Source organism: Pantoea sp. B550, from assembly GCF_024158165.1.
Lineage (GTDB): Bacteria > Pseudomonadota > Gammaproteobacteria > Enterobacterales > Enterobacteriaceae > Pantoea > Pantoea alfalfae.
In genome coordinates, this window is the sequence record NZ_JAMYXI010000003.1 from 784,756 (window position 1) to 798,589 (window position 13,834).

A 13,834-nucleotide genomic window follows, 5' to 3' on the forward strand; every position below is an offset into this window, starting at 1 on the left:
GTTGTTCGTTATTAATGGCATACCTTAAACACCAGCATGTAAAACATCCATATAAATCAATAAGTTGAATCATTTTTTCAAAATATTTTCATTTCATTCTTATCACTCCACCATCCCCTCCTCCTTTTTCATAACAATGAATCTTCAAATAATGGTGTAGTTTTGTAGCCGAAGAACAAAAAAATAAAAAAATGAATGCCAAAAAAGGTTGCAACCTGAACGAAATTGATCAATTTTTGTACAAATCAATGTTCAACAGTTGCACCAAGGCACTGCAATGGATAATAAAGTAGAACAAAAACAGAAAGTTAAAGTAGCCCAATATCTACGGATGTCTACAAATCTTCAGGAGTTTTCGTTAGATAACCAGGCTCAGTTCATAAAAAAATATGCTGACGACCACAATATGGAAATCTTGCATACTTACGATGATGCAGGAAAAAGCGGTGTATCAACGTCAGGGAGGCATGATTTTAACAAGTTAATCAATGACATACTTACCAAGGAAATCAATATAGAAGCTGTCCTTGTATATGATGTAAGTCGTTTTGGCCGCTTTAAAGATCCACAGGAAGGCATCTACTATAAATATCTATTAAAACTGAATAAGGTAGATCTTATATACTGTGCTGAAAATCTTCCTGCTAATAGTGACACTGAGACATTCATACTTTCATCACTTATGTATGCTGCGGGAGCATTTAGTAAAAACCTCTCAATAAAAGTATTTGCAGGACATGTAAATCTTGTTAAGCGAGGATACTATCAGGGTGGAGTGCCTGGATACGGACTTAAAAGAAAGTTACTTGATAATAATAACAAAGCAAAAATGATACTTAACAATGGTGAGAGAAAGAGTCTGCAAACAGATAGGATAGTCTTAATACCAGGAAGTAAAAAGGAAACGGACTTAGTAAAGAAAATATTTAACATGTTCATTTTTGAAGGACTCAATGAGTATCTCATCGCTTCGAAACTAAACCATGAAGGACATAAATACAGCGACAAATCAGATTGGACACGAAGCCGGATACATTCTGTGCTTATAAATAACCGCTATACTGGAAAGTATACATATAATCGAACATCTCAGAAACTGAAAACTAAAAGGGTTCAAAATCCTGAAGAGGATTGGATTGAGTATAATTCTTTTTTCAAACCCATAATTTCAGAAGAAAAATTCAGGTTAGCGAAAGAGATTATTGATAACCGTTCAATAAAAATGAGCAATGAAGAGATTCTTAATTTTTTAAAAAAGATCCTTTCGACTCATGGAAAAATATCAGGTTTTATCATTGATGAAGAGGATAATGGCCCATCAAGCAGTGTAGTAGCAAGCCGCTTTGGAGGACTTCTTCCAGCATATAAGCTGATAAATTACACACCCGAGCGGGATTACCGCTATTTAGAAATAAACTCAGCCTTACGAATTAAACATAACAACATTGTGAATAAAATACACCAAGAAATTAATAATAGCGAAGTATCTATATTAGATAACAAACTAATCACTATAAACAAAAGTTTAACCTTTTCCATTATACTGTCTCGATGTCGAAAAATGGGATCTGGAAAATGTAGATGGATAGTTAGATTAGACAGGAGCTTAAATCCCGAAGTTAATGTGGTTGCAAGAATGAACAGCCTTAATACCGAACCTGTTGATTATTACATCCTACCTTCGATTGAAAGTTTTGAAAGTGAGTTGTGTCTAAAAGAGAATAATAACCTTCTATTCGAAATGTATAGATTTGATAACATCAGAACATTCTTTGATATGCTTTCGACTGCGGAAATGGAGGTAGCCTAAATGAACGACGATCAAATTCACATGCTTGAAATCTCAAAAATAAAAGTTGTCATCCCTCGTTCTCGGAATAAATTTAAACATGCTGAGATAACAGATAGTATCGATACAAGTGGATTAAGAAAGCCAATAACAGTAAGAAGGATTTCGGATAGAAAATATGAATTTGCCTTAATTTGTGGTCAGGGTAGACTTGAATCGCTCACAGCTTTGGGAGAAAAGCTAATACCTGCTTTCATACTGGACATTGATGAAAACAAAGCATACATAATGAGTTTGGTTGAAAATATGGCTCGTGTAATACCAAGAGCGGGCGAGCAGTTCCAACGAATAAAAGAAATGAATGAGCAAGGTTTATCTAACAAAGAAATATCCTATTCTACTGGCCTATCATTGCACTGGATTACCAGCCTGACTATGCTAATTAGCAAAGGAGAAAACAAACTATTATCTGCTGTAGAATCAGGAAGCATTCCAATCTCGCTTGCAGTTGAAATTGCCAGAGTAGACTTCGAAGGTGGGCAAGAATTACTAATTAAAGCTTTTGATGAAGGTTTAATAAAACATAAAGATGTTGGTAAAATCAGAGATATATTGGACTCCAGAGATGAAGGTTTGAAAGGATTTCTGAATAATAGTTTCGGAGTTGCAAAGAAAAAGAAAAAACTCACTACTGATGAGCTTAAACAGATATATCAAGATAATATTTCGCAGCATAGAAAAATTAAAAACAAAGCTGAATATGTCGAGAGAAACTTACTTATAGCCAGTCAAATATTCAAAGATTTATCTGATAACGAAGAGTTTAGTAAAATCATAGACGAAGAGAATTTAAATGAAGTAGTAAAAGTTATAATGAAAAATACTTCTTGCTGAGGTCAAAATGATTAAATACTGCTTTAATGAAAAAACAGTCAGCTTTAGATTAAGTGATCTTATTTATACTAAAAAACTTCCTACCAACTACAAAAGCAGCCAAAAATACATACAAATTAAGAGCACGATATCTGCACTTGGATTAGTCGAACCTATACTGATTTACATTGATGGGGCTGATGGCACTGCTAAAATCCTTGATGGTCATCTGAGAGTTGAGGCATTAAAAGATATTGGAGAAGAAAGAGTTGCTTGTCTCGTTTCAACTGTTTACGACACTTATACTCCCAACAAAAAAGTTAATAGAATAACAATCATTCAAATTCAGAAAATGTTAAAAGAAGCTGTTCGAGTAGGAGTTCCTGAAGACATGCTCTGTTCAGCCTTGAATATTAGCTCCGATTCATTAAAAAGTAATCTATCAGTTCTTAAAGGCATATGCCCTGAGGTTATAGAATTATTTAATGATAGAGATATACCTAAGAACACATTTATGATCTTAAAAAGAATGATTCCTTTTAGGCAAATTGAATGTGCAAACATAATGATAAAATTTGATAATTATTCAAAGATTTTTGCTCAATCGCTTTATCACAGTTCATCACCTGATCTTTTAAACGACAAAGGTAAACCTAACATTGATGAGAGATCTGGTAATAGAAAAGCAATTGAAAGGCTTGAAAAAGAGATGGCTCAGGTCCATTTCGATACACAAAAGATAAAAGAAAACTACGGTTCCAATAGTTTGAAGCTAACGATTGTTATCTCTCACATTAAAAAAATACTCGAAAACCCTAAGGTTTTCCACTGGCTTCTTAGGAATAAACAAGATTATCTTAGTGAACTGACCAAGATATCTGATATTGAAAAATTAACTTAAAGATTTTTTCATAAACAGATTTTAGAATTAGAACTATTTAAGGATAATATCAAACTCGCTTAATTTAAGAAAAACCAAGCTATAGATTTAAATGACAGCGATGCCGAAGGGGTTAAAAAAGCAGAGAAAGAGCATTGAGGAGGTATGAGATTGCTAATCGTTTTAAAGTGTTCAGAGAACACTCTGACAACTTCTCTCGTGATAATTACCTGACATATGTCCTACTACTGCTTCTCGCTGTTCGCAAAAGTAAGCTGACAGAAGATCAGTGTTTGAAATTCAATGTAGTAGATAAAAAATGGTTTTACCCAAGGAAAGGAGCAAGTCTGGTGTTGGCATAGTCATTCCACTTCATCCACTCGCCATTGAGATTTTGGAAGAACTAAAGGTCAGAGCATTGGATTCACCTTATCTCTTCCCAAATCGCCGGACAAGTAAAAATAAGCATATGGGGAAAGATACTCTCAATAGCGATAGCCAAACTGTTAGGGATTGAGCTGGTAAAATGAGGCAACCGCCACATATGATGGGCGATATTGAATATTTTACTGTTCATGATCTTAGAAGAACGAGCCGGAGCCTGCTTGCTTCACTTTCTGTTCCTCTACATGTTGCAGAACGGTGTTTAAATCATAAACTCAAAGGTGTATAGAGCATCTATGACAGGTATGAATACTTTGGAGAAAGGCGAGAAGCATTAAAAAGAATTTCTATAGCATCAGCAATCCATATAAATTGAAAAAAACAGGAAAAACAACACCTTACCTTTAATCAATTGAAGGGTTAGTAGAATTTTCTTTACTAAATTAAAAATTTTTATAACACTCTTAAGAGCTACATCGTTTGACCAATTAATAAATGATTGTTACGAAACTATCAATTGCTAGAACTTATGATTTTAAATAAATTAAAGGAAAAAAAATGGCAACTGACTTAAGATATACTGTCATTAAAGTTAATCAATATCAAAGTGAGAGCGATATAAATAAAACGGATGCAAATGTCCTATATCTGGTTATCGACACTATCTCTGGTTCTGTGTTATCCCATTTTTCAGAAAAAAATCTTGCCTATGAAGATTGCTATGAATTAAATTTCCCTCAAATTATTGAATATAATGCATCGCCTAAAGAAAATGATGGTGATGTAGACTTTAAATTAGAAGAAGTCCCTCAAGAAACAATTGATTTCGATGAAAACATTAGCTTGCCCGACAAAGTTAATAAAGAAGAAATCAGTAATAATATATCTGAACTTCTCAAAAAACTAAAATCCGCCAGAAAATTAAGGCGGTGAGTAAAAGCACTCTTATTTTGCGATAGGAGTGCTAAAAACTTTGATTGTAAAATTAATCATTTAACACACCTGATAAAAACCATTCGATTTGAGGTTCTGGCCTTTCTCCATCGTATATAAGCTTCTTCCTGTATTGATAATCTATATTTGTTGAACCTACACAATTAAGCCCTCCATTACCCCCTATATAACCAAAACTTACTGGAATATTTTTAGAAATTGAAGAAATAAATCTGTATAATGCTCTACAGTTATCCTCAGGAAGTTCTATATAAACAGCCTTTCTATTTTTTATATCTGAAATCTCTATCCACCACATATTATCTCCTTAAAATATTAAATAATAAAATAGAGGGAGCTATTGCGTCTTGAAGTAGCAATAATATATTTACCCAATAAAATTAATAGGCTCCGTCTAAATACCACAACCAAATATTGATTGTTAATTAAAATCTAAAAGATTGATAAAATAAGTCAAGCATCAGGAGAATAAAAAACCTAAAGCATTTTGATATATTTAACCCATATGAAATCAATCCTTATTAATTAGAAAATCTTTTCTTTGATAAGCTGAAAATAAGACCATGATTAATTCCGCCATGATATTTATTGAGCAATCATAGTAAGCTTTGTATTCTTCATATTCTACTTTTGCTTTATCAACACCATGTGAAATATCATTTCTTTTATTCTTTAATCTCGTTAAAGGTCCAATTACTTGATCTAAAGAAGTGTGAGATAATCCAACTTGATACAATAGTTTCTGAAGTATTTCTTTACCAACATTACTTTCAGTATTTACGTATCCATCCGCGATGAAGATCTTGCCATCCATAACATCAGATAATTTCTCGAAAAACTCTTCATAACGGAAGATACGATGTAAGTGTGAGTCATCAGGTAATGTCTTTCTGAATATCCTATTCTTAATATCAGGGTTATTCATTTTTAAAAAATCTTTATAATACACAGCCGCTGCTAGAATAGGTTTTACCTCATTACACTTAAGCTCCATCTTGTTGATTCCATCAATGTATAGATTGAAAGAAAACTTAACAAACCCTTCTATATGAGCATATAGTAAACATATAACTGCCCTCCGCATCATATAAATACTCATATCATCAGACTTCTCCATAATATTGTTGAGAGACCTTATTTCTTCCTCTCTCCAAGTTCGCTCTAACTCAACTTGAGTTAAAAATTCTTCTGGGTTCATTTCAGAGCAACCTCAAGATATTGGGTAGCAATTTCAATTCTACCTCTTAGCGGACCAGGAGAGTTTTTACCACCTCCAGTTGTTTGTGCTTTAAAAACACTATCTTTTTTAAGCTGAATTATACTATTTCTGATCTCATCGATAATTGAGTCGTCATTTTCATCAATCTTGTCGATAACAGACTGAATACCGATGGTAATAGACTCGAAATGATAAATGTTAAAGTTAGACTGTAATCCATCGTCTGAATTTATTCGACCAAACACTTTTTCGCCATGTGCTTTAGAAAGAACTTTAAATACCTTTTTAAAATTACTCTCATTATCTACATAATCAAAATCAGTTGTTCCAGATGAAACATCCTCCATATATTCAGTTAGAAAATCGGCTATGTCATGTTTAAAGGCGGCTCTATTATTTTTGAAAGTAAAATATCGCAAAACTAATTCTTGATCAAATGCACCAAATTTCTGAGATTCAGATAAAAGGGAAGTACAGACTTTATAATGATAATCTTGTGATAACCTTATAATAAAATCATTAAATTTCGGGTCCAGCATTCTAATGGTGCAATTTCTAACTTGTTGTTGAGTTAATGCTTCACCACCAGTATTTAGACGTTTAAACATATGATATTTAAATTTATTATCACTTCCCTTCCTAACCACTTCAACTCGAACAAAAGATCTCTTTAATTTAATTTTCAAAGATAAAGGTAATTCATCGTATGTTAAATCATTAAGACTTTTTACTATATCGCAATCAGAGAGAACGAGTTTATCACCTTCCGCTATTTCCATATGCTCAGCCGTAAGTTTTCCCCTTAAATGCAAATAAGAGGAAAATCGCTGAAGTCCATCTATTAATTGATAGACACCATTTTCAGTTTCAACTACATATATTGGTGGAACTGGCATTTCAAGTAATAAGGATTCAATGAATCTTGATCTTGCACCTTCAGTCCATCTGAAAAGCCTTTGATAATCTGGGCTTATATCAAGTTCTTTGTTTTCATACATATCCATTAATTCATTGAAAGATAAATCAAGGCTTTGTGTATGGACTTTAGCCATTTCGGATTCAATTTCGAAAAGAATATCTTCAGTGCTCATTCAATGCTCCTAATTTGCTTGAAAAACCAGAACTGTTTCATTAGCAGTAATCTTATCCCGGTATTTTTTTACTTTACTGTTTATGTTAGCCATTACGAATTTAGACATAAAATCTTGGCGATGAATGAGGCTCAAACCGTTTTCTTCAGCCATTTCTGTAAAGATCAAAGCAAGATCGCAATAAATTTCTTTGTAATGAGAATCCTGCACAACACAAGCAAAATACCCATTTCTCTTAAGAACTTTTTTTATTTGCTTAAGAGACTCATTTATGTCTATAAAATACTGAGCGAAATTCTTATAATAATAAGACACAGAAGCATGAGATTGATGGTTAAAAATTTCAATTAGCATCTTTTTTGCAGTCAAGCCTAATGACTCTATTTGAAGAAACCTTTTGTCGATTGTGGTTCTACCGGTCAGAGTTCGTCTGATATTATCAATTTCTGCTGGATGGTTACCAAGCAAAACAGCTAACTCTGGTGATGTAGCAATACCATAATCAATACGGGTGCAATACGGCGGTGAAGTAATAACCGCATCAACACTACGCTCTTTCAACGGCAACTTAGTTGAAGATGCGCAATAAAACTCTTCTTTACCAATACTATTTACATTGTCAACAAATGTTGCACTCAGTTTTTCATGGATAATATTTCTAAGGTCTATTTTAATCTTTGTGGCTTCGATGGATATCTTTTCATTACTATCCTTGGCTTTTTTAACCCATGTTGGGTTTGAAGGAATAAACTTCCCAATATATTTCCTAACCAATTTAAATAGGGCTAAAAATATTAACGAAAAAACCTTTGAGTTTGAGATAACACTGCATTTTTTTTGAAGAAACAAAGAAATATAACGAATATATGATGCAGTTTTAAAATCAAACCAATTTAGAAGGAAATCAGACTCATCATTGAGCTTGTTAGGATAGTTTTTTACTCTTAAATATTTAACTATATCTAAAGCCGTGAGAACATCATCGGTATTAGAAAACTTCGATTTTGCTACTATGTTCATAACTGGATTTAAATCAATACCGATAACATTATATCCAGCGAGTGCACAATTTAAAGTAGTCGTTCCTCCACCGTTCCAAGGGTCAAGAATGACTGAATCCTTTGGCAGTTCGAAAGAGTTTAAAATTTCAGAAACAAAATCATCTGAAAAACCAGCATAATAGTTATACCACTCTTCACCTGTAGTTTTTTTTAAAATCCGTTTCGGATTAATTATTGTTGGTGTGATTGATATACTTTCCATACCATACCTAAACAAGTATTATTTTGACTATTTTAGCATAGCTATAATAAAATAGCATCTGTATTCAATTAGATAAGAAGCAAGGGCTAACTGAGCGATGCTCAGTTGCCTTGCTTTTTCCGCCCTTCGGTTGAAAAAGAAAATCAAAGCAAAAAAACACCAAACCCAACCCATTGACGCGATTGATCTTTGTGGTATTTATTATAGTTAGCATATGGATATGCTATTAATGAAATAATATCAAAAGGAGTTGATATGAAAGAACATAATATTATTTTTGACGATGAGTTCCCTTCTACATTTACCAATGACCCTGCCGTTAAAAAATTACCCCCTAATCGTCTTCGCAAACACTCAGTGACTGTCAGATTAAATGAGATTGAGCTGAGCAAAGTAAACCAGTCCAGAGGCCAGCTCAGCAAAAGCTGTTGGCTAAGATCTTCAGCTCTCAAGCAACTTCCCCCTTCTGTTCCCGAAATCAACAAAGAAGCCTGGCAGAAGCTTACTGGCTCCCTACAGAAACTGAACGATCTTACTTCGTTCCTGCTTCGCAGAGGCGAAGATGCTCAGCCACTATCGCAGGAAGTAAGTGCTTTAAAAGTGAAGCTGTTGCATGTAAGGGATGCTTTGCTGACTCTTGAAAAGTGATCATCGCTGATGAAGGGTATGAATAAAATAAAAAGGGGTAAGAACTTTCGAGGAGTCATCTCGTATGCGCTTGCCCCTGCTCCTCATCATATGACTATACCAATGGTGATTGGTGGCAATCTTGTGGGCATCACTGTAGACGAGCTGACCGCTGAGTTCGCAAACACTCAGAAGCTAAGAGAGGATGTTACTAAACCAGTTTGGCATAACTCCCTTCGTCTCCCAGTCGGTGAATCACTCACAAAACAACAATGGAAGAACATTGCTGACGATTACATGAAACGGATGGGCTTCTGTGACACCCACCTCCGTTGTTATGTCCTACATAATGATGAAGCTGGTCAGCACATACACATCATTGCTTCCCGTATAAACGTTTTAGTAGATGGCCAACTTTACTTGGGTAAGAACGAAAACCTGATAAGCACCCGTGTGATCCAAGATCTTGAGCAAGACCACAAACTCACTCGAACGAAAGGTCCTTCTCCTGCTAAACCGCCTCAGAAGCAAAGAAAGCTTACTCGTAACGAAAAGATGATGCAGGACAGAACCGGAGAGAAACCTTCAAAAAAAGTGATACAGGAAGCTGTAGATGCGATCCTTACCTTCTTCAATACCATCACCATCGAAGACTTCATACATGAAATGCAAAAGCAAAATATATCAGCGACAGCAAACATCGCATCTACTGGCAAGATGAACGGTTTTTCATTTGAGCATCAGGGAGTCGCTTTTAAGGCATCACAGCTCGGTAAAGCATACAGTTGGTCAAACATGAGTAAGCGAATCACCGTGACTCAACCTATAGAGGCTGTTGCTCCTGAATCACTTTCCGACAAAGAAAACGTTTCGAAGCCCATTGAAGTTCATCTCACAGCTACACCCCTCACGGCAAATCACAGAGAACATATCCGGTCTCGCTGGTTGCAGTGGATACCTTACCTTGAAGAGCTTGTTGCCAGTTTAAAAGCTGTTGGCTCAACGATTCTCAACCCGCTCAAAAGAAATGTCATCTATACAGCAATACGAACCGGCAACTCTGAAGCAACAGTGATTTCTGAAGTAAATTTTGAAAATTCAGCGTTAAAAAACGTTTTCAAACGACCCTAAAGGACTATTTTTCAGTGAGTTAAAAGCACTCCCTAAGTCAAACCCCATGAATATTTTCATTCTTTTCATATTGATAGGCAAAAACGATCGATCGTTATTACTGATCAATTAAATACACATGATAGTCATGAGCTATCAAAAGAAAGCAATCGATCGGTACAAATGATTTGCTAGACCCCATTTCCAAGCCGTAATGTAACTTCAAACGGACACACATAGCACACTGATTTATCAGCAGAATAAGCTGATGCATACGTGCGCCTTCAATTCAGTGAAACTAACTTTGGAAGAATCTATGACAGCAATTACTGAAGTAAAACAGCCAAACTTCTTTATGATGAAACGGGTATGGATTGCTATTGCACTTCCGATTGTCATTTTCTATTTCTCAGGTGTTCAGGGGTTGGTTCAGCTTGCAATCGTATGGGTTTTTGCAAGCATCATGCTTTTGATGTTTGCTTATAAAAAATTCCGCATTAAGAAGTGGAATGCCAGCACCAGAGATGTATTCGGAGAGTCTGACGGCATGTGGAGCCATGAGTTCGGTCCTACTGCTATGAAGCTCGATGAAAAACGGGGACTGATCCATCTCAAGGAAGAGAACAAACAAAAGACCTATCCGTTCTCAGCAATCAAAGAATGGCGATACAACTTGTCTACCACAAGACAAAGAACAGGCTTGGATAGAGAACTTGACCGCACCCACGACTTCAGAGAATCGGGCTTTTACATCGCAGTAGACGATGTTCAGTATCCAGAATGGCGAGTAATGTTCTTTCCCCAAAAGGGTGACTTCAACTCACAAGAAGGCATCAGAGATACGGAACTGCAACTTAAGCGCTGGATGCATATTTTTGACAACGCAATTAACAGATAAATTTTAATATATTACTTATCAGTAACTTAAAGAAACCAATCGGCTGATTGGTTTTTTTTTATTTCTCAACTGTAAAGATAAACTTAACCATTCCGATAAGTTCTATGTTTTCATAAAATTTCAATAGGGACTTAGAATGGCTGAAGCGTTAAACGAAGGTAAAATCATGCAGGCTCTGAACTGGGCCTACGATAAGGCTCTGGATGGAAGCATACCGGGAACTGACTCGGCCTATGAAATGGCGGAAAGCTACCTAAAAGGCGATGACACTTTAATTGAAAAAGTAAACTCTCTCATTCGCTGGCAAAATACCAAATCCGCAACAACAGGATTCGTCTCTGGCCTTGGGGGAATCATAACCCTCCCTGTAGCAATCCCCGCAAGCATAGCTACAGTCATTTACGTTCAAATCCGCATGATCACGGCTATCGCTCTCATGGGCGGATATGATGTAAGAGATGATCGCGTAAAAACCATTGTTTATAGTTGCCTTGCAGGGAATGCCGCGAAAGACATACTCAAAAGCACGGGCATCATCATCGGTTCCAAAATGTCCACTCAGTTGATCAAAAGTATTTCAAAAGAAACCATTTTTGCCATTAACAAGCAAGTCGGTTTTAGGCTACTGACCAAGTTTGGTGAAAAAGGAGCTATAAATTTGGGCAAGATGATACCTGTTGTAGGTGGGATCATAGGTGGAACTTTTGATGGTATATCTACAAACATTGTTGGGAATGTTGCTCGAAAAACATTTATTGAAAAAAGCATATTGTCATGAAGTAAATCGATAAAGGACATAAGTCTTAAAGATAAAATGACGAACTTAAGAAAATTTGCTTATACATTCAATATGCGAGAAAAACATGAGATTAGATAAACTGACAATTAAAAATTTCAGGAAGCTTAAAAACTGCACTGTAAATTTTAGGGATACGACTTTCTTAATTGGTTCGAATAACGCGGGTAAATCGAGTGTTTTTAAGGCATTAGATTATCTCCATAAGAACACAAATGTTTCATCTGAAGACTATGCAAAACATTATAATGAAGAACGAGATGACTTCATAAAGGCCAACGAAATAGAGATCATTGGAGAATATCATAACCTACCTGATATTGCTAAAGAGTGGGTAGGATTCAAAGGTCGTGTTATCAAGAATAGCGCTCCTGCTGAAGGTGAGTCAGATAACATGATAGTTTATAGGAAAGTATGGAAGCTCGATGCAGCAAAGCCTGAGGTTTATTTAAAGGAATATACTAAAACCAGAGCAGAAAAATATGCTCATGCTTCTAAGCCAATGGATCTTATCGGCGAAGACTTTGATATTGATAGATTAACTAAACACTTCGGCATCGACAATTTAGAGTTACTATTCACACATAAGAACAACAAAGAAAACTTTAATGACTTACCTGAAGTCTGGGATGTAAATACAGATAGCGCTGTAACATGGGTAAAAAACCCAGGCGGAATACCTGGGAATGTATTATCTAAACTCCCCAAAGTTATTATTATTCCTGCTGAATCATGCATAGCTGAACTAACAAGTCAAAATGGTGCTTTACTGAGTTTGTTAGTAGACCTATTCAGTGATGTCAGAAAGAATTCACAAAATTATGCTCTGGCGCAAACATACCTCTCCGCTCTTGCAAGAGAAATGAATCCTCAAGATGAGAATACTCAATTTGGCCAGTTGATGGACAATCTTAATTCGATGTCGCACAACATTTTCCCTAATACCTTTATACATGTATCTCCGAATCTTGATGATGCAGATAAAAGTATTAAACCACTTTTTAGTATAGAGATGGAAAGCAATGTTAAAACAGCTGTAAACTATCAGGGACATGGGATGATAAGGACAACAGTATTTCAGTTGTTAAGATTCATTCAGGACTTCCTGAACAGAGCATCCGAATTTCCAAGAAGAACTATTCTATGTTTTGAAGAACCAGAACTATTTTTACACCCTGCCGCATCTAATCAACTCAGAGATGCTCTTTACGATTTTTCCGGTAATAATCATCAAATTGTAGCCACCACCCACTCACCATATATGATTAACTTAGGATCTGATAAAAAAATAAGCCTTACAAAATTTTCAATTAGCGAAAATGGATTCTCAGCCACCAAAACGTTTAATATTGAAAAAGCTTTTAAAGAATTAAAGGCCGATGAAAAGCAAAATTTAAAGATGCTTTTAAAATTAGATGATTATATATCAAGGTTGTTTTTCACAAATAAATGCATATTTGTTGAGGGCGATACAGAGGAAATAATTGTTCGAGAAACAATAAAAAGATTATCGCCAAGAGATAAAGCGATAGTAATAGGAAACTGCGAACTATTAAGAGCGAGAGGGAAAGCTGTTCTAATTTCCTTGGCAAAATATTTAAATGCTTTGGATGTAAATTACATTATCATGCATGACAGGGATGGAGGAACTGAAAGGGCTGAAGCAATGAACCCTTTAATACTATCAGTGACTGGTGCAGAACGCAGAATCATGGTTGAAGAATGCATTGAAGATATACTGGGCTATGATGCTCCAAGCAGCGAAAAGCCATACAAAGCGCATAAACACATAGAAGATAATTGGTCAGAGGCATTTGAAGACTTACCAACAAACTGGCAAGAAATTTTTATTAATCTTCACTCACCTCATCTCGATCATTTAGCTCTCTAAGCTTAAATACAAAAAGCTAAAATCCAGTGCGGGATTTTAGCTTTCCATTTTTAATACAC

The 13,834-nt window shown here is 35.4% G+C and carries 13 protein-coding genes; 9 read left to right on the plus strand and 4 right to left on the minus strand.

Annotation, left to right across the window (positions count from 1 at the left end):
* The first annotated feature begins 277 nt into the window (after positions 1–277).
* From NIM72_RS06605 to NIM72_RS06620, 4 genes are all read left to right on the plus strand, one after another.
* Positions 278–1,810 (plus strand): recombinase family protein, encoded by a 1,533-nt coding sequence (locus NIM72_RS06605; protein ID WP_187515072.1) that lies wholly within the window; start codon positions 278–280, stop codon positions 1,808–1,810.
* Entirely contained in the window at positions 1,811–2,683 is an 873-nt protein-coding gene (locus tag NIM72_RS06610; RefSeq protein ID WP_253419506.1) for a ParB/RepB/Spo0J family partition protein, read from the plus strand.
* A 7-nt stretch (positions 2,684–2,690) separates the two neighbouring features.
* Positions 2,691–3,563, plus strand: coding sequence for a plasmid partitioning protein RepB C-terminal domain-containing protein (locus tag NIM72_RS06615; RefSeq protein ID WP_253419510.1), 873 nt, complete (start codon positions 2,691–2,693; stop codon positions 3,561–3,563).
* Positions 3,564–4,484: 921 nt separating this feature from the next.
* On the plus strand, positions 4,485–4,859 hold the full coding sequence (locus NIM72_RS06620; protein ID WP_187515069.1) for a hypothetical protein: 375 nt from the start codon (positions 4,485–4,487) through the stop codon (positions 4,857–4,859).
* A gap of 52 nt (positions 4,860–4,911) precedes the next feature.
* Here the strand turns inward: NIM72_RS06620 and NIM72_RS06625 are convergent, their stop codons facing one another.
* The 4 genes from NIM72_RS06625 to NIM72_RS06640 all read right to left on the minus strand — a co-directional run bounded on the left by NIM72_RS06625 (position 4,912) and on the right by NIM72_RS06640 (position 8,453).
* Complete coding sequence (locus NIM72_RS06625; protein ID WP_187515068.1) at positions 4,912–5,178, minus strand: hypothetical protein; 267 nt, start codon at positions 5,176–5,178, stop codon at positions 4,912–4,914.
* Between the two features lie 213 nt (positions 5,179–5,391).
* Positions 5,392–6,078, minus strand: a complete 687-nt coding sequence (locus tag NIM72_RS06630) for an MAE_28990/MAE_18760 family HEPN-like nuclease (protein ID WP_159227082.1) — start codon at positions 6,076–6,078, stop codon at positions 5,392–5,394.
* Positions 6,075–7,190, minus strand: coding sequence for a DUF262 domain-containing protein (locus NIM72_RS06635; RefSeq protein ID WP_187515067.1), 1,116 nt, complete (start codon positions 7,188–7,190; stop codon positions 6,075–6,077). The genes NIM72_RS06630 and NIM72_RS06635 overlap by 4 nt, the downstream gene beginning before the upstream one ends.
* 9 nt (positions 7,191–7,199) lie before the next feature.
* Complete coding sequence (locus tag NIM72_RS06640; protein WP_187515066.1) at positions 7,200–8,453, minus strand: hypothetical protein; 1,254 nt, start codon at positions 8,451–8,453, stop codon at positions 7,200–7,202.
* Between the two features lie 255 nt (positions 8,454–8,708).
* Between NIM72_RS06640 and NIM72_RS06645 the strand changes: the two genes are divergently transcribed.
* From NIM72_RS06645 to NIM72_RS06665, 5 genes are all read left to right on the plus strand, one after another.
* The gene (locus NIM72_RS06645; protein ID WP_187515065.1) at positions 8,709–9,101 is read left to right on the plus strand and encodes a hypothetical protein; all 393 of its coding nucleotides are present in this window, start codon (positions 8,709–8,711) and stop codon (positions 9,099–9,101) included.
* Between the two features lie 18 nt (positions 9,102–9,119).
* Positions 9,120–10,211, plus strand: a complete 1,092-nt coding sequence (locus NIM72_RS06650; RefSeq protein WP_187515064.1) for a relaxase/mobilization nuclease domain-containing protein — start codon at positions 9,120–9,122, stop codon at positions 10,209–10,211.
* A gap of 295 nt (positions 10,212–10,506) precedes the next feature.
* Complete coding sequence (locus NIM72_RS06655) at positions 10,507–11,088, plus strand: DUF4755 domain-containing protein (RefSeq protein ID WP_253419525.1); 582 nt, start codon at positions 10,507–10,509, stop codon at positions 11,086–11,088.
* Positions 11,089–11,224: 136 nt separating this feature from the next.
* Positions 11,225–11,866 carry an EcsC family protein gene (locus tag NIM72_RS06660; RefSeq protein ID WP_187515062.1) on the plus strand — a complete coding sequence of 214 codons (642 nt, stop codon included), beginning with the start codon at positions 11,225–11,227 and terminating at the stop codon, positions 11,864–11,866.
* Between the two features lie 85 nt (positions 11,867–11,951).
* A complete protein-coding gene (locus NIM72_RS06665; protein ID WP_253419528.1) occupies positions 11,952–13,775 on the plus strand; it encodes an ATP-dependent endonuclease in 1,824 nt (607 codons plus the stop codon).
* The last annotated feature ends 59 nt before the right edge of the window (positions 13,776–13,834 follow it).